The 17,514-nt window shown below is 34.3% G+C and carries 15 protein-coding genes; 5 read left to right on the top strand and 10 right to left on the bottom strand.

From position 1 onward, the window contains the following. Positions 1–94: 94 nt before the first annotated feature. Positions 95–1,801, bottom strand: coding sequence for an IS200/IS605 family accessory protein TnpB-related protein (locus AB1284_RS24660; RefSeq protein WP_429752641.1), 1,707 nt, complete (start codon positions 1,799–1,801; stop codon positions 95–97). Positions 1,802–2,389: 588 nt separating this feature from the next. Between AB1284_RS24660 and AB1284_RS24655 the strand changes: the two genes are divergently transcribed. Further along, entirely contained in the window at positions 2,390–3,424 is a 1,035-nt protein-coding gene (locus AB1284_RS24655; protein ID WP_429752642.1) for an AI-2E family transporter, read from the top strand. Positions 3,425–3,570: 146 nt separating this feature from the next. Beyond that, positions 3,571–3,648, top strand: a complete 78-nt coding sequence (locus tag AB1284_RS24650; protein WP_429754385.1) for a DUF4368 domain-containing protein — start codon at positions 3,571–3,573, stop codon at positions 3,646–3,648. Here AB1284_RS24650 and AB1284_RS24645 read toward each other — a convergent pair. The 5 genes from AB1284_RS24645 to AB1284_RS24625 form a co-directional block, all read right to left on the bottom strand. Next, positions 3,645–5,189: a DHA2 family efflux MFS transporter permease subunit gene (locus tag AB1284_RS24645; protein ID WP_429752643.1), complete on the bottom strand. Its 1,545-nt coding sequence runs from the start codon at positions 5,187–5,189 to the stop codon at positions 3,645–3,647. The two genes, AB1284_RS24650 and AB1284_RS24645, sit on opposite strands and share 4 nt — an antisense overlap. Positions 5,190–5,595: 406 nt before the next feature. Next, a complete protein-coding gene (locus AB1284_RS24640; RefSeq protein ID WP_429752644.1) occupies positions 5,596–6,303 on the bottom strand; it encodes a M48 family metallopeptidase in 708 nt (235 codons plus the stop codon). A 121-nt stretch (positions 6,304–6,424) separates the two neighbouring features. Beyond that, positions 6,425–6,955, bottom strand: coding sequence for a DUF1456 family protein (locus AB1284_RS24635; RefSeq protein WP_429752645.1), 531 nt, complete (start codon positions 6,953–6,955; stop codon positions 6,425–6,427). Between the two features lie 528 nt (positions 6,956–7,483). Further along, complete coding sequence (locus tag AB1284_RS24630; protein WP_429752646.1) at positions 7,484–8,473, bottom strand: tRNA dihydrouridine synthase; 990 nt, start codon at positions 8,471–8,473, stop codon at positions 7,484–7,486. Between the two features lie 546 nt (positions 8,474–9,019). Next, positions 9,020–10,489 (bottom strand): RNA-guided endonuclease InsQ/TnpB family protein, encoded by a 1,470-nt coding sequence (locus AB1284_RS24625; RefSeq protein ID WP_429752647.1) that lies wholly within the window; start codon positions 10,487–10,489, stop codon positions 9,020–9,022. 497 nt (positions 10,490–10,986) lie between these two features. On the opposite strand from AB1284_RS24625, the gene AB1284_RS24620 reads away from it, so the two are divergent. Next, positions 10,987–12,033, top strand: coding sequence for a branched-chain amino acid transport system II carrier protein (locus AB1284_RS24620; RefSeq protein WP_429752648.1), 1,047 nt, complete (start codon positions 10,987–10,989; stop codon positions 12,031–12,033). 28 nt (positions 12,034–12,061) lie between these two features. Then, entirely contained in the window at positions 12,062–12,817 is a 756-nt protein-coding gene (locus AB1284_RS24615; protein WP_429752649.1) for a gamma-glutamyl-gamma-aminobutyrate hydrolase family protein, read from the top strand. 455 nt (positions 12,818–13,272) lie between these two features. Here AB1284_RS24615 and AB1284_RS24610 read toward each other — a convergent pair whose 3' ends face one another. The 3 genes from AB1284_RS24610 to AB1284_RS24600 form a co-directional block, all read right to left on the bottom strand. Continuing rightward, positions 13,273–13,986, bottom strand: a complete 714-nt coding sequence (locus AB1284_RS24610) for an HNH endonuclease (RefSeq protein ID WP_429752650.1) — start codon at positions 13,984–13,986, stop codon at positions 13,273–13,275. Then, positions 13,973–15,286 (bottom strand): AAA family ATPase, encoded by a 1,314-nt coding sequence (locus AB1284_RS24605; RefSeq protein WP_429752651.1) that lies wholly within the window; start codon positions 15,284–15,286, stop codon positions 13,973–13,975. Before AB1284_RS24605 ends, AB1284_RS24610 begins: the two co-directional genes overlap by 14 nt. A gap of 435 nt (positions 15,287–15,721) precedes the next feature. Further along, positions 15,722–16,069 carry a hypothetical protein gene (locus AB1284_RS24600; protein WP_429752652.1) on the bottom strand — a complete coding sequence of 116 codons (348 nt, stop codon included), beginning with the start codon at positions 16,067–16,069 and terminating at the stop codon, positions 15,722–15,724. Between the two features lie 301 nt (positions 16,070–16,370). Here AB1284_RS24600 and AB1284_RS24595 point away from each other — a divergent pair, with 301 nt between their 5' ends. Further along, positions 16,371–16,883: a hypothetical protein gene (locus tag AB1284_RS24595; protein ID WP_429752653.1), complete on the top strand. Its 513-nt coding sequence runs from the start codon at positions 16,371–16,373 to the stop codon at positions 16,881–16,883. A 45-nt stretch (positions 16,884–16,928) separates the two neighbouring features. Here AB1284_RS24595 and AB1284_RS24590 read toward each other — a convergent pair whose 3' ends face one another. Further along, positions 16,929–17,510 carry a helix-turn-helix domain-containing protein gene (locus AB1284_RS24590; RefSeq protein WP_429752654.1) on the bottom strand — a complete coding sequence of 194 codons (582 nt, stop codon included), beginning with the start codon at positions 17,508–17,510 and terminating at the stop codon, positions 16,929–16,931. Positions 17,511–17,514 lie beyond the last annotated feature (4 nt).

Genomic DNA, 17,514 nt, shown 5'->3' with positions numbered 1-17,514 from the left:
TGAACTACCCCCACCTAAAATCCTAACGAATTTTTGAGGAAGGGGATTCCCCAAAGGGACAACTAAGACAAAATGCTTAGCAGACCATACCCATTCAACAAGGTATGGTTTTTCTGCTTTCAAACTTAGACAAACCTTTTACTTCCAAGTCTGTAAGAGCCCCTGAAGGAAAAAGTTCGTTCACAGAACGAATCTTGTTATGGTTCGAAAGCTCTATCCGATAGAATGTGTGAACACGTAAATCAGACAGGATGCCAGACAGCCACTTCCATTGCGCCCAATGATGCAGACCTACCATCTTCTCCGGTAATAGTGAATACAAAATTGGTGGAAGTTTTTCTTTAAATCCCATTGCTCTTCTAGCAATGACATAAGAAGCTGTTTGGTGAATGCTGATACCAAAACGTTTCATATATTTGATTTTACCAATTTGAGAAGTGTACGCTGGATTTACCTCAAATGCTGCTACACCCATTTTCTCAGCACGGCTCTTAATAGCTGAAATCATCTTTTTGTAAGCAAACATGCTCATCATCATATTTGCTTTTTTGTTGCCATAAGGGGTCTTAACCTTTGCTTTTGTTGTGTTTAATTTTTCTACAACAATCGGTTTGTTTGCTTTTACAGCAATATCAACTAATGCAATGGCTTCCCCTTCAATAATTTTAGTAATTTGTTCTGATGTTTTACCTAAAATAGCAAAGGATAATACACCCGTTTTTATGAGTTGTCCTTGTTTATCGATGTTTGACCAAGCAAAGTGGTCAAAATTACAGTCTACTCTAATGACACCATCAGATTTGCTGAAGTTTTTATTTGGGTTCTCTTCCATATCTATTAAACATTTAAAAATGTAGTAATCCCCGTGATCTTCAATTGCCCAACTGATGGGTTTTCCTGCATTCTTTTTATCTTTGCAATTCCATTGGTTTTGAACAGCTGCATTCACTTGTTCTTGCCCATATGGAAATGTAAGGTTCGGAATTTCAACTGCAACACCGTTTGGGGTTGTAAAGTATAAAGATTGTGATTCTGTATTGTATGTAAATACAAAGTTTCCTGATTTCGCGTCTTTTCGACCTGAAATCAACATTTGACTGTAACGTGCCGTTTCAAAATCCTGAACCCAAAGTGTATGATTTTGAACATAAGTATCTACAGTGTGTTGTGCTTTGAATAGTTTTTTACTCCCAAATACAACAGAAGAAACTTTGTTTTTTAAACTATGACGTAGTTTTTGTAATCTATCCAATCGAAATTCAAGGCTACCTAAACGAGAACGAAGTGTTTGAATACGCACATTTAAATATTCATGCTCAAATTGATAGGCATGATAGTAAATATCCGTTCTCCTTTTAAATTGCACAACAAAATATCGTCCCATTTGTTGTTCTCTGGACGTTTTATTGAACTTTGGCTTCCCTTGGATCAAAGATGTTTTCATTTTATTCAGCACTGTCAAATCTGACTTGGTTTTCTTAATCTTCTTTTTTACAGCTTTAATCTGTTCATTTTTATTTTCGATATACAATTTCTTCAATTCTGTCTGAGAAGAAAACAGTGTATTGGCTTCCTGCACAGCACTATTTGCATAATAGTCATTCAGACTAAATCGTGATTTTACAGTAATTTGCATACTATCAGAACGTCTGAAGGTGCCAGAACGTTTTTCTAACACTTGCGTTTGAAAAGCGAAATGCTTCGCACGATTAAATATGAAAAGAGCATGTCCAATCGCTTCAACATACTCCGGATTCAGTGCATTCTTATAGATACGAATTGAAAAATATGCTTTTTTCATTGGACACACTCCTTTCTTGTTTTGTATACACAAAGTATACCAAAAAGGAACATATGTTTCTATTTATATACTAAAAAAAACAAAAAGCGATTCATCCCCCACCTACTGCTTCGCGCTTGAGGTGGGGGTCTTCTCGCCAGATATGATAAAATCTTCCGAGCGGTGTTTACTCCTCCAACTACTAAAGCCATTCAACTTTACAAGATCCTTCTTTTACAGTTAGTGTTTCTTTAAATTGAACAAGCTGATTCAAAAGACTATATCCCCGAAAACTTAGATTCGGATAATGAATCACCGGAATCTGATGAATTTATACAATGTTATTTAATATAAAACGTGTACGTCTAACACGTAAATCCAACTGCCCTCATTATTTTTCATCTAAACTTCTCCTTTTCTGTAGATTAATTATATAACTGCTGAAAATTGATTCTTCTCTTTTTAATCTACGTATGCATATTATAATTACATGTGTTTTTTTATATACAAATAAAAACACAGAAAGCAGGTAGAAAGTAATAGATAAATGATCAACGTTTTCATGAATATATTGAATTTCTATCCACTGAAGGGGGAGATCGAGTCCTAATGATACAAATGAAAAATTTCTTTCAAAGTAAAGGGTTTCAAAGGTTGCTTGTGTTAATAATTTTAGCCCTTATATTATATGGGTTAAAAGGTATGATTCATTTAATATTGATTACCTTTATCCTTACATTTTTAATGGATCATTTTCAAAGGTTTATTTCTGAAAAGCTTAATCGTTTTGTACGGATAAACAGGAAAGTGATTATCGTTTTTTTATACATCGTTTTAGTTATGTTCATTGCTACCACGTTATATAAATATTTACCGGTCATTACCGTTCAAATTTCACAGTTAATTCATCAGTTTCAAGTGTTTTTTAAGCAGCCACCTGATAATGAAATTATAAAATATTTGATTTCTACCATTAAAGAGATGGAAGTATCAAAGTATATTGAACAAGGTGTCGATGTTATTTATCAGTCTTTAGCTAATATCGGAAAAGTAAGTTCGCAAATGTTTCTTTCCTTTATTTTAAGTTTGTTCTTCTTGTTAGAAAAAGAGCGTATTATAGCCTTCACTTCTAAATTCAAAGATAGTAAGCTTAGCTTTTTTTACAATGAGATTGCATATTTTGGACAGAAATTTGTACGTTCATTTGGAAAAGTTATTGAGGCACAGTTTTTAATCGCTGTTGTAAATTGTATTCTTTCAGTTATTACACTTTGGCTTTTAGGATTTCCGCAGCTCCTTGTATTAGCAGTAATGATCTTTTTGCTTGGGCTCATTCCAGTTGCAGGTGTAATCATTTCGCTATTTCCAGTTTGTATTATTGCCTATAATATTGGTGGGATTACATATGTAGTATACATTTTAATTCTCATTACAGTCATTCATGCGTTTGAAAGCTATTTTTTAAATCCAAAATTTATGTCTGCAAAAACGAATTTACCAATTTTCTATACGTCTATGATCCTTATATTTTCAGAGCATTTTTTTGGTGTGTGGGGGTTAATAATTGGGATTCCGATTTTTATCTTCTTGCTTGATGTACTTGACGTGAAGAATGAGGAGAAATCGTATGTAGATGTGGAATGATACCTCGAAGGCATGTAAAAAGCAATCCAAGTATATTGGATTGCTTTTTATCCCGCTATTCGTGGGCAGTAATATCCCCACCTCAAAATTCAGCCTAAGAAAAGAAGTAAGCACTCAGTAAAATAAAAAAACAACTTAGTGTTTTCATGAATTTTAACGAATTAACTCCTGAGATGCTTCATCGATTAATAGACAAAATTGAAATCTTTCTCATTACTTATTAAGCTCTAACAAAGCCCTCTGTTTCAGATTTTTCCTTATTGTCTTTTTGTTCAACCTTATAACGATCTCCACCTACAAATAAGGAAACAAGCAATCCAATGATACCAGCTACCATTGCCAATATAAAGCCATGGTGCAGTGCTGCTTCTAATGCCCCTCTCATGAATTCTACTAGCTGAGGAGGAAGCTGTGTATGATTTTGCATCAAGATTTCTGGTTTTGCTAATTTATCAATTTGATTAGCTGGCATTTTAGAGGATGCCGCAAAATCTAGCATCTTTTCTTTTAAATCATTGTTCACAATGGTTGCTGTAATTGCAGCCCCCATCACACCACCAATACTTCTCCAGAACCCAACAACTGATGAAGCAATCCCCATATATTTCATATCGACGGATTGAGCGACAGCATTTTGTGCGACGCTCATAAGCGGGCCAAGAACAATCAGCCCCATTGTGATCATGACAAGAGTCACTGTCAATTTCGCCGTATCATGTGTAATGTTACTAAGCATATAAGCTTCAAATATTCCAACTGCCATCGAAATGACCATGATAGTACGGAAAGGAACTTTCGTACAAAGGAAACCTCCTAAAATCGCACCAATCATAATTGGAAACATCATCGGTGTTAATACACCATTTGAATTTTCATTTCCAATAATAGCTACTGAAAGAATAGGAAGATACGTAATTGCCGAGAACATGATTGCTCCCTGACAAAATACAACAATACTTGTGCCAAGCACCATTTTATTTTTAAATATGGAAAGAGGTAAAATCGGCTCACTAGCCTTTCTTTCCACTAATATGAACAACACAATTGATATTGCAGCTGCACTGAACATTCCAATAATTTGAGCGGAATCCCAAGCATAATCCTTCCCGCCCCATTCTAAACCGAGAAGAAGTAAAACAGTTGAAGTAATTAATAAAACTGTTCCAAAATAATCAACCTTTGGTTTATGTTCTGATTTAGATTCTTTTAAAGAAAACAATAAAGTAACAATCGATAAAATGCCAAAAGGTACATTTACATAAAAGCACCATCTCCACCCCAACCACGAGGCTTCAGAAATCCAAGTACCGATTTGTGGTCCAAGAACTGAGGATATACCAAATATCCCGGCAAACACACCAGACATTTTTGCTGCTTGCTTAGGATCTGTAGAAATTGAATAAATGATTGTGAATGAAATCGGAAAAATAGCCCCTGAACCTATCCCTTGAATAACACGATACGCAATCAACTGATCTATATTTTGAGCAGTTCCGCATAATGCCGAGCCAATTAGAAATAAACTGATCCCAAGTAAATAAAACAGTTTTCTTCCAAATAAATCGCTCATTTTCCCAAACACAAGCATCGTACTCGTTGCCGCAAGCATATAAGCTGTAAAAACCCAGCTCATTTTATCAAATCCACCAATATCCTTAATGACTTGACTAATACTCGCAGAAACAATGGTGTTATCCAAAGATGACATAAACAGTCCTAACGCCATAGCTACGATCACAAAAGGCATCCTTTTATTCTTTTCCATCGCGCTCTCTCCCCGTTTTTTCAATCGTATCCACTCAAATAGAATAACATCTTTCCATTAAATAACAATAAAATTCAGAAGTGATTTTTTGACAAAAAGCGACTTCGTTTGTAATGACATACAGGTACTTACTATAATTACGCTTTGAAATTTACTTTATGTGGATTAATTATTGCTAAAGTTATTTTAAATGTATTGAGTTTATATTTCTGTAGATACAAAGAGAAGCCCACTTTCGGGAAGGAAGTGGGCTTCTTCTTATTGAAGTATTAGTGTTGCTACGCACTCGACATGTCCAGAGTGTATGCGGCAATACAATAGGATGTTTGTGAATTCAATTATAAGAGAAGAAGCAATTATAAACTAAAACTGTAGTGCAATAGTAATCGCTCCAACGATGTCACTGCTAAACAGTCATTTTCCAGCTTGATAATGCCAACCAGTTTTCCATTTCCTTATAATCAGGCATTATTTTCCCAACAAGGCGCCAAAAGGATCGATCATGATTTAGATGGACCATATGGCACATTTCATGAACGACTACATAGTCGATCACCTGCTGAGGTGCCATTGCTAGCTTCCAATTAAACGTTAATTGTAGATTTGAATCACAAGTGCCCCAAGTACGATTACTATCTGAAATACGAATGGAACGCGGTTTTGTTTTAAAGTTGCTTTGATAGGATTGGATACTCTTCTCTACTAACGCTTTACACTGCTTATAGTAAAATCGTTTTAAAGCTTGTTGTATTTTCTCATTCTTAAGCTCTTTCACATAAATATGTAGCTTATCTCCCTCAAACACTGCGTTATCTTTCTCAATACTTGCATCTTGAGAAATCTGTATCGGATATGTGTTCCCTAAATATAGAAAGCCATCTCCTTGATCATAAGCCTTTTCCTGTGGTCCAAGCACTCGCTCCTGCATTTCCTTACGTGTTTTCTGAATCCAATCCCATTTCCCCTCTAACAATTGGACTAAGTATTCAACAGGCGTTCCTTTCGGAGCTTGTACTTCAACATTTCCGTACGAATCTACATAAATACGTACAGATTTTTTCTTCTTATAATTTATATGAAAATTAATTGTCTCACCTAAATATGTATGTATCATTCCATCACCTAAAGTATTCGTTCATGTTATTTTTACAAATAAAAAAGAGTAGGCTACAAACGTCCTACTCTATCTATTATATCATTTACTGTTTCAACATAAATGTTACAAGGCTTATTCCTTATCCTCTATACTTTACAGCTAATCCCTTTACGAAATTCCTTGCGTATCTATCGCCGCACTCTTTGTAATTCTTATGACCTTTCTTTCTTAATAGAGCGCCTAACTCTCCTTTTGTCACCTTAACTCCTACGCTGTCTAATATATCCAGCACATCTTCACTCGTTAATGAAAGTGCTATTTTCATTTTCTTTAGAAGAAGGTTATTGGCACTCTCATTACTCTGTAAAGGCATTGCTTGTCTAGCTGGTTGCCCTGGTTTCGGATCTTGCTTTCCTCTTTTTAAAGTAATAAATCCATTTAAAAATGACTCTAACATCATCATATCGCATGTTAATACGTAATCATCTTCGACTACATCAGCATTTTCAGCTTCATGCTGGGGACTTTTCTTTACTTTTGTAAGCATATCAACTACTTCTTCTTTCGTTACTTCCATGCCACCAAGTTTAAATATCTCTACCATATCTGTATCTTTTATATCCATAGCATATCTTACTCTTTTTAATATATCATTATTGCTCATTGCCATTGTTAGTCCTCCTAAAATGTTGATTATTTATCCAGCAGTAAAAGCGTATCCTTTAACACGCTCTAAATTTCAACCATTATCATGTTAAATATAATAGTATCACCAAGAATCGTCCTTAAGATTGTATCCCCAGCACTTTTAAGCTAAGGCCTGCTAAATTAATACTTTAACATTTTAAAGATGGGTTTTATAGTCTTACCCGAACTTTTTCCATCATTGTATCTATAGATCTCTTCCATGTTTGTTGTATGCCTATAAAAAGATTTCCCTCATAACATTAACGAAAAGAAAAAACAGTGCTTTGATTTCTCAAATACACTGTTCTTTTCCAGCTCTACGCTTATTTTAAACTCAGCCAAGCCACACACTCCATATGTCCAGAGTGTATGTGGCAACACAAGGGGGCTGGTTGGTTTATTACATTCTTAAAACCTTTTTCTTTCAGTTGCCATCTACAAAGGAACTTGAAACGGAATAAAATAAGTACCCATAAATTGATGCAATTCATTTCCCTCTAACTTTTGAGAGTTACATCTTTTCACTATCCCCTGCCTCATCAACACTCTTTTCAAACTTATCAAGCAATGCACGCACTTCATCTGTTGATTTCGTGCTCATCAATTGATTTCTTAATTCAGCAGCTCCATGGAATCCTTTGACATAAATTTTGAAAAAGCGATGAAGCCCTGTGATTGAACGTGGTAGTACTTCCGCATATTGATCTTGAAGATCAAGCTGTAGTCTTAAAAGATCAAGGTGTTCTTTACTGGTATGCTCTTTTGGCTCTTTTTCAAAAGCAAAAGGATTTTTAAAAATACCTCGCCCGATCATAACGCCATCAATACCATATTGTTCAGCAAGCTGCATCCCGATTTGACGGTCAGGAATGTCTCCATTGATTGTTAGTAGCGTATTTGGTGCAATACGGTCACGTAATTTTTTGATTTCCGGAATTAGCTCCCAGTGCGCATCTACTTGGCTCATTTCTTCTCTTGTACGTAAATGAATAGAAAGGTTCGCAATATCCTGTTTTAAAATATGCGTTAACCACTCCTCCCACTCATTTACATCCTTAAAGCCAAGTCGTGTTTTCACGCTGACAGGCAGTCCGCCTGCTTTTGCTGCTTGAATAAGTTCTGCCGCAACGTCTGGACGCAGAATAAGGCCACTACCTTTCCCTCTCGATGCCACATTCGGTACAGGACAGCCCATATTAATATCGATGCCTTTAAATCCTAACTCTGCCATGCCAATACTCATTTGACGGAAATATTCGGGATTATCCCCCCAAATATGTGCCACTATTGGCTGTTCATCTTCTGTAAAAATCAAACGGCCACGCACACTTTTCATACCCTCTGGATGACAATAGCTATCCGAGTTTGTAAACTCTGTGAAAAATACATCCGGTCGACCGGCTTCACTTACTACGTGACGAAAAACAACATCTGTCACATCTTCCATTGGTGCAAGTACAAAAAATGGTCGTGGTAAATCACGCCAAAAATTATCTATCATTTCAAACTCAAATCCTCTCACTATGAATACAACTTCAAACTCTCGGTCAAAACATATAAAGTGAAACTTTAATCAATGGGGATTTTCTTCATCCCCCACTGATTATCAGCCCTCACCAATCAGGCTTTTACGGGCAGTTTATCTCCCACCTAACTTCTTTAGAAAAGCGGAAGCGGCTCGCTCAGGATCGCAGGACGTTGGAGCACCCGACAGAGATGCGCTTTTTTCCTCGTCCGAGGGGGCGAAACGACCGGAGATTCTAGCCGCTAGAGCTGGACAATGCTTTCATCGAATTTTGAGGTGGGAGTATTACTGCCCACGAATAGTGGGATAAAGCCAAATGTTCCACTTCTTTTACACTTATATCATGCCTAATAACTTATTATCAAACACAAGTACATTTGGACATTTATAATTTGTGAAAATCGGCAATGTTTATTTTAACTAAAATCGGTCCTGAATGGTATTTTTATAAACAAAAAAGCAGATGGTATGAATACTCCCCCACTTAGCAAAGCTTGAAGTGGGGGTTTCTAACGTTTCGACCTAACGGACGATTAACGTCAGTGGAGTTAACACATTAGCGAGTTGTTTCACGCCTAACCCCTCTATCCCGTTTGTCCATGCATTCGGGACTACTTTTCGTAAAATATTAGCCGCAGCGTTTACGTCTGCGTTGATTTCGATTCCTTTTGCAGAACAATACATACCGCGTTTCATTCGTTTTCCTGAAAAAGTTACATTTTGGTTATTTATTCCATACGTTGGAATAAAGTCATGATCTAGAAAACTTGCTTTTGATGTGTAAGATTCCTCGGTTACAACAACTTGAATACCTACTGCACTCGCTTTGTATGTAATCATTTGAATCAATAAACGATGCGGGATATGGCAAAATGTTTGGTTATTTTTCTTTCCCATATCAGTTTCTTGTTTCCAACTTTTGTTTTGACCAATAACGATTTTGCAAACTTCCTCTTCTTGAGCTAGTTTTACAATATGATGACTAGCTTTATGGAAGATGTCCTTTATTTTCAGGTAACGATTTTGGTGAAGTTTTTCTATTCTTTTAGAAGTAAAAGGTCCTTCATTTGTTTGTTTACCTTGCCTTAGAATACTTGTAAAGTGACTCTTCATTTTGTTGTAATATTGATTTATGCTTTTGACATGTTTGCCCTTAACAAGTACAGGCTTCATACCTGTGTTTGTTACGATGGTTGCAAGGTTATCAATACCTAAATCAATACTCATATAACGATCATTCTCTTCAACGGATTGTTGTTTTGAAGGAACATCTACCACCAATTCCACTACATACTCATTGTATTTTGGAATGACACGAACTTGCTTCAATTTACCTTCAGTAAACCCTAATTTCCCAATATTTAATTGCAATTTTGTCTTTGGAAACTTTAAAAACTTATCATTTTTAATGAGACAATCTTGATTTGTATACAAGATTTCCTTTTCAGAAGAACGAATATACTTTGGAATTCTAGGTTTTCCCGTATATTTGTTGGGATTTTTTTTATAATTTTTTAAACTAGCAAAAAAAGACTTCCAGTTTTGGAATACATTTTTCATGATTGATTGACTAGATTGCGTAGGCAAAGCACGATAATCCTTCTGAATCATCGCTTTAAATAATGCATCTAGAAAATTATAATCTACATAAGGTTTTTCTGTAGTTGGTTCTGAAAACAAATTACATTTCACTTCTTTTTGTTTTTCTTTTGGTTTTGTTTTCTCTTTTTCTAATTTCTTTTGATAGGTAAGAAGTTGTGTATCATTCATCTTCCCAATATTTTTATCAATTGTATCCAAAACTTCTTTTTGTAAAGGTTGCAATTCCTTATCTTGTGTCAAACCTGTATACACTTGTCGTATATAAAAGTTTGTCGTGTTGTACATATTCTTAGCATTTTGGCAAGATTCTTGAAAATAAGAATACATACGATGTCCTTTTTTAATCCAAATCTGAAGAGTTTTATAATTTTTTTGATTTTCCGTTGGCATTTTTTCACCTCCCTGTTAAAGCTATTATATCAAAACAAGAACGTGTGTTTCTGTATTTTTACTTGAACATAAAATATTTTTTCGATTCACCACGCGACCGCTTCACAATGTGCGAGGTGTATATGGCAACACATGAGATGTTGGTGAGTTTTATTTTACACTTAAAGAAAAATCTCTTGTAACTCCATGTTAGTACATAATTTTTTATCATTAGAAGTAATACTTCTACCAAGAATCTCCTGGATTAAAAATACAGTAAATTATAGTAAGCTGGTACCTAGATACCCCATATATGATATAAGAATAATACGCATGAATTTTGTTTCAGAGCGTTTAGATTAGTTTTTATTAGTTTTATATGTATTGTTACTCAGCGCTATTTATTAATTGAATCTATAAAAGGTCTCAATTCATGCTTAATGAAATCACTTAATTTGTCTGCTGGATTTTTGATAACCAATTTATAGTTACCAGTAATTAGTGAAGTAAGCGTAATCATGATAGTCATTGGAACTTTCATCAATGTTCCGCGAACTGCTGGAACTAGTTATGAAGTTTCTATTCAACCATTTTTTCCTAATTTCCCTACAGTCTTGTTCAGCATCATTTTCTTTGCTATTGTGTTTTTAGTTTCTGCTAACAAAGCAAAGGTTATTGATACAATTGGAAAATTCTTCACTCCTTTTAAATTAGGATTGCTACTGGTTATTGTTGTTGTTGCCATTTTTTCTCCTATTAGTAATCCAATTTCAACCAATTTATCGCAACCATTTTTAAATGCCTTTGTTCAATTCTATCAAACAGCTAATGTATTGACTGGGTTGCTGGTTTCAAATATTATCATCGTAGCGATCCGTGCCAAAGGATACGCTGGAAAAGAATTAAAGAAAATTACAATCTATGTTTCTGCCATTGCTGGTCTTGGGCTTTTCGTAATTTACGGAGGAGTGCTCTATCTTGGATCATGCGGTAGCCAAGTAATTTCAAACATTAATATTGAAAGAACTAGTTTATTAGTAGATTTGATGAATAAATTGATAGGGAAAGGCGGCCTGACACTACTTGTACTATGTGTTTTACTAGCTTGCTTGGTTACAGCAATCGGATTGACAAGTGCGACTAGTGATTTCTTGATAGACCTAACAAAGAATAAAATTCCTTATACTACTTGGGTGACTATTAATGCAATAATAAGTGCAATTTTTGCAAATGTTAAAGTGGATGCAATTATTTCAGCTGCTGCACCTATCTTCCTTGCTTTGTACCCAATTTCGATTACACTCATTATTTTAGGATTGTGTAGTAAGTATATACCAAATCGAGGGTCTTATATTGGAACAACATGCATTAAAAGCATCTTTAGTTTAAATGATGCTTTTAATGCAATGGGTATTAAATCAGATGCCTTTAACTCATTTGTGGCAAAGATACCATTCAGTTCTCAAGGTTTCACATGGTTGATACCGGCGATCGTAGGTTTTATTGCGGGAACTATCATTTACAAAATATTCATTAAAAAGCCTAGCAATACTATTGCAGCATAACTTACACGAATTGAAAGAAGGAAGTTTTATGAAAAAACCTATTATCGGAATTTCTTGTAACTTTAGTCCAAATGGACAGATTGGAGTTGTGTCTCACCTGGGTGCATCAAGCCAGGAATGGCAACTTCTTGCAGACGACTACATTCAAGCAATTGAGAAAGCTGGAGGGATTCCAGTGATTTTGCCAGTCGTTGAAAACCCCGAAACAATCCTTCCGATTCTTGGGAAGCTAGATGGAATTATTTTTACTGGTGGAAATGATGTGAGCCCACTTTGTTATAACGAAATACCTTCAAGTGCCGTTGGAGAGGTTTCTGTGAAAAGAGACCATGCAGATTTGGTACTAATCAAATCTGCATTGGAGAACTATCAAATTCCGATATTAGGGATTTGCAGAGGTTGTCAAATGCTGAACGTGGTTCTTGGTGGCACATTACATCAAGATCTTGCTAAAGATGGTGTTACAAAGAATGAGCACTTCTTATTGTCATACCCTATCGAAAATATTTCTCAAATAGCACATATTGAGACAAACAGTAGACTTGCAAAAATTTTCGGAAGTAAAAGTATAGGAATCAATAGTTTCCATCATCAAGCAGTTAAAGATTTAGGGGAAAATTTAGTAGTAGCTGCAAAAGCTGAAGATGGTGTCATTGAGGCTATTGAAATTCCTGGTGAGAGATTTATAGTTGGTGTTCAATGGCACCCTGAGATGATGCAGAGAAACAAAGTAAATCACTCTGTCTTTTTTGAGAGTTTTATTAAGGAGTGCTCCCTTAATTAATTATTAATGTACACTTGCTACATAGTGAAAATTGGATTAAATGCTTATGGCTGTAAGGTTTATCAGTAGAGTAGAGAACTCTGTCTATTAGTTAAACATTAAATGGTTCAGTAATACATTTTTTATATTTTATTGATGTGGTAAGTGCACTTAACATATGAGAGAATGCTTAAAATCAAAAAAGGCAACGTTCAATATCGGAGCGTTGCCTAATTTTTGATAAAACTATTTTTTTAGTATAAGTTTCGCAACTGCCTCGCAATGACTGGTGTGCTGAGTGTAGATAAAATATAATAATGTTGATGTAGTAGTGTCCACCTAATATTAATATGAATATTTTATTTATGATATAGTTCACCGTAACAGACTTCTCTACAAGCCTAAAAAAATTATATAAAGGGATAACCTTAAAATAGGTTATCCCTCTCTTAATGATTATATTGAAGTTGATTAATCTATAAACGTCCACCACTACGATTTATTGCGATATACTTAGACTTAGCATCAAAGCAACTGGAGCTTGTTCCTGGAAATGCTTGTATGAACCTTCGAAGCATATCAGAATCGTCTTTAAAAACTGACATCCATGTAGAAAAAAAACCTGTTGCAGTAGCCATATGAACAATTAATTCTCTTGTTGAAATTGTATCGTTCTCAATGAGGCTCTGCCTAGCATGCTTAATTCTATCGAAGGTTGTGCGTCTTTCCCTCCAACGTGTATCACTCATCTCAGGATTAATAAGCGGATCAAGGCTTGGACAACGATCTAGACCAACTAAATTAACAATATTTTCTGCCAGTTGTTTTATTTCTGGTGCTAATGATGAAGAAATAGAGATTAATCCTCCTTCCCCATATTCAAAAGCTAAAAATGTATTATCTTTATCAGGCCATAGATATTCATCTAAAATAACTGGTTTATGGCCTTTTGTAGAATTACAATTATTACATGCAAGTAAAAAGTTATCCCACTCCAATTCTAAATCTTTATGTAAAGTTTTAGGTAGCACATGTTCCACAGCTACATTCCCACTAAGACTTCTTTCACAATAAGAACAGTATGAACCTATTCTACTCATTAGATGACCTTTCGACTGTTTATAATGAGTAAATTGTATAGGTTTCCCACTTTTATCTAACGGAACGTTACCTTTATCAATCGGTCTCATTTTTATCCTTCCCCAGTTCAGAAGCCATTCTTTCCATTTTTAAGAACGCATAATAAGCTACATCTTTACTATATAATGCTTCAATATCGTCCAACCTTGCCTTTAATTTCAATACCTCTTTATCCGAAGCCTCTTTTCCCTGTTGTAAAAGAGAATAGTATTCCTTTGCCATTCTGTACATTTCGTTAAGTTTATCACTTCTTTGCACATCTTTAATTTCCATTACATTCTCTGTAATATCTTCAATACTTCTATTAACAAATTCTTCACTGTTTACTACTTCATCATCATCTTCGTCATGCAAACGACGAAGTTCTCCCTCTTCAAGAGATTGAATGATAAATGGTGAGTGGGAAGTTGCAATAAACTGCACTTTTGGAAAAGTTCTTTTTAAATCTGCTACTATTCGACGTTGCCAGCTTGGATGTAAATGTAAATCAAGTTCATCAATTAAAACCACTCCTGGTGTCTCTTTAATAACATTTTCTCCTAATCCAGGGTTTAACTGGGCCATTCGATGAGCAAGATCAGCAACCAGACCTATCGTATTTCGTACCCCATCACTAAGTAAGCGAAATGGTATTACCATATTATTGAAATCAAACGCTCTTAACTCTTGGGAATCAACATCAAATTCGAGTGTCTTCCATTTTCTCATACATTCTGATATTGCATTTCGAACTGCTTGAAGAACTGGAGGAGTTTCCTTCCTCTGCAATTCAATATAAGTCATTTTTTCCATCCAACGGAAGAAATGTTTTTCATTAGAAGCAGGATCTAAACAATATGAGTACCCCTCAAGCCTGTCACTTCTTCTTCTTATTTCATTACGCTCTTTCTTTTGTACCCATAACCTTCCAGTTCCATAGTAAGAAATAACGGGAAGTGTTACTGGTTCACCTTTACTAACTGCTTTTTGTAAACCAGAAGCATATTCAATTATAGACTTAGCATCTTTGCTAGTAGTTGAGCCTTGCTTTCCATTTACTGCTCTTGACCACTCTAATATATTTCCATCTAAATTACCCTTGCAAGAAATTCTAACTGGAAATTGCATTTGAACATCTGACAAGCCTCCATGATAGTATATCTTTCGAAAAATTTCATCACGTCTTATATGTCTAGATTGAACGCCATTAAAACCACTTAAAAAGGAACCTAATGCAACAGCCAAACCATCTAGAACAGCTGTTTTACCAGTACCATTATCACCAACAAGAACAGTAAACTGTTCAGAGAAATTTATATACCTAGTTTCAAAACCATGAAAATTTTCCATATATAATTCTTGAATTTTCATGAGCATACCTCCATTGACAACTTAAAGTTGGATACTAAAAAAGTAATAAAGACTATAAACTAAGTCAACACTTGTTTTATATTTTTATTATACAATTACTCTTACACTTATAACATTTATTAAAAAAACTCTTTATATTATTATCCGAATTTTCGCATTTTAAAAATCTCAACTCTTAATTATATAATAGTAGTTGGGATTAATTATCTCTAAAATGGTTTTAAAATTTAACAATAGGTCATGTAGAGATCGATTCAGAAGTTATTTCAGATATTTAAAATATAGATTAGATTACCATAGTACATATACGTATAGGTACTGACCAAATAATTAAATTATTTATACGATTTATTGCATCTTGGTATCCTATCTCATGTACAGACCATATACTCTTATCGACTAAAACTTGTTGCACCATCTACTTTCCCCTCTCATCTATTCCCATTCATCTCTATTTGCAATACGGAGTGATTCTTCGATGTGTTCTGGGTTAAATTTTCTTCCTGAACCAGCAATTTTATTTAGTAATTCAAGTTTCTTTTCTATCGTAAGTTCGCTTTCTTTGTTCTGTTGAGGACAATCTGGTTTCACGACGAAAACATCCTGATTTTCATCTTTTTCAAAATAAACATGTACTGCCGTAGGAATATAGTTGAGTTCATTAAATTTCCTTCTAAATTCAGGGTTTTTAACAAGTTTATCAGCAATTTCAAAAGCAAACTTTTTTTCTTTTATACGATATTGCTTAGAGTGAGATGGACTTCCTAAACGTTTCTTGTTCATAAATTCCCCACCTTCTGTCCCTATTTAGTAACATCTTAACACAAAAATTCTTAAGAAATTTGTATCAACTTTATATTTTCTCCTAAAATACTCTCAAGGGATATAAAGTAAATGTTCAATTTAATATAAGACCTCTAGAAGCTGGATATTTGTATGGGAAAATAAGTCCATTCCAACATTAACCATCATACAACACATGAATGTTGTATGATTAGTGTAAAGAAAAGTTGACAATTAAGTTTACATCAATGTACTTTTCGTATAAACTTAACTTTATTATTGAAAAACAGGAGGAAAAATAATGTCAAAAATATTACCAAAATCAAAAGATCTAGTCGGATTCGGTACGATAATCTCAAAAAACGAAGAATATCCAGTTATTCTTAAAAGGTGGTTCTCTGACGATAACAACTCATTGGCCAAATTAGTAAACAGTGATAATTATAGAGGGATGATAAAGAAATCAAACGGTACTGATTACTTTATTCCTACATCCGATACAGCAATTTATATAGAAGAGCATCAAAATCATATGTTTTTTAATGTAGCTTTTGAAAACCAAAAAGATGTATTCGGTTTTAGTGGTGAAACAGATACCAAAAAGGCCTTCTTGCCTTTTTTAGCAGCATTCAATAAACATAAACAAATTTTTCTGCTTCTCGAAAGTCCTTCTCATAGTATTCTTATTAAAGGGATTACAGCGGGTAAATCTCTGATTGTAGATGTCGGATTAGAAAAGACATACACTTTTGATAATCGTAGTGATATTACAATTAAGCGACTTGATGGGACATATGTTATTAAAGGAAAATAAAATAAAGCTCGAAGTAAGTTATTTCTTTACTTCGAGCTCTTTAGATTATACTAATAAAAATTCAGTTTTTATCGGTACATATTCCAAGCTTTCCTTAATGTTTAATATATTAACCTCACTAAGAGCCATACTTTCTTTCGCAAGAATTACATGCAACTCAATTACATTCAAATCTTTATAATTCAATATCAAATCTAAATAATATCCTTTTATTTCTTGAATTAATAAAGAAACGTCTAAATAAGAAGTAATAATTTTGAGTATAGAAATCTTATCATCTGTATGATTAATCACTGCTTCAAATATAGAACTATTGATTCTTATATCTAACCCCACATTAGCTATTTCATTTCTATTCTGCAACCACTTTTTTAAGCTTTCTTGCTTAAATGCTATTTCTTTATTAGAGAATAACTCATTTGGCAAATACCCTGCTAATTGAAGAATATATTTATAATCTAAATCCAATACCTGAGCTATCCTTTGTAATAGTACAGGATTGGGATTGTTGATATTTCCCTTCTCCAAATTAGAGATAAAGGTATTGCTCGTATCAATCTGTTTTGCTAATTCTCTTTGAGAGATTTTTAAATTCTGTCTAGAATCTTTAATATAGTCTCCTAGCAAATTC

The organism is Bacillus sp. S2(2024), from assembly GCF_050474045.1.
GTDB lineage: Bacteria > Bacillota > Bacilli > Bacillales > Bacillaceae_G > Bacillus_A > Bacillus_A yunxiaonensis.
The sequence above is the reverse complement of the archived record's forward strand: the minus strand, read 5'-3'. Positions and strand labels throughout refer to the sequence as shown.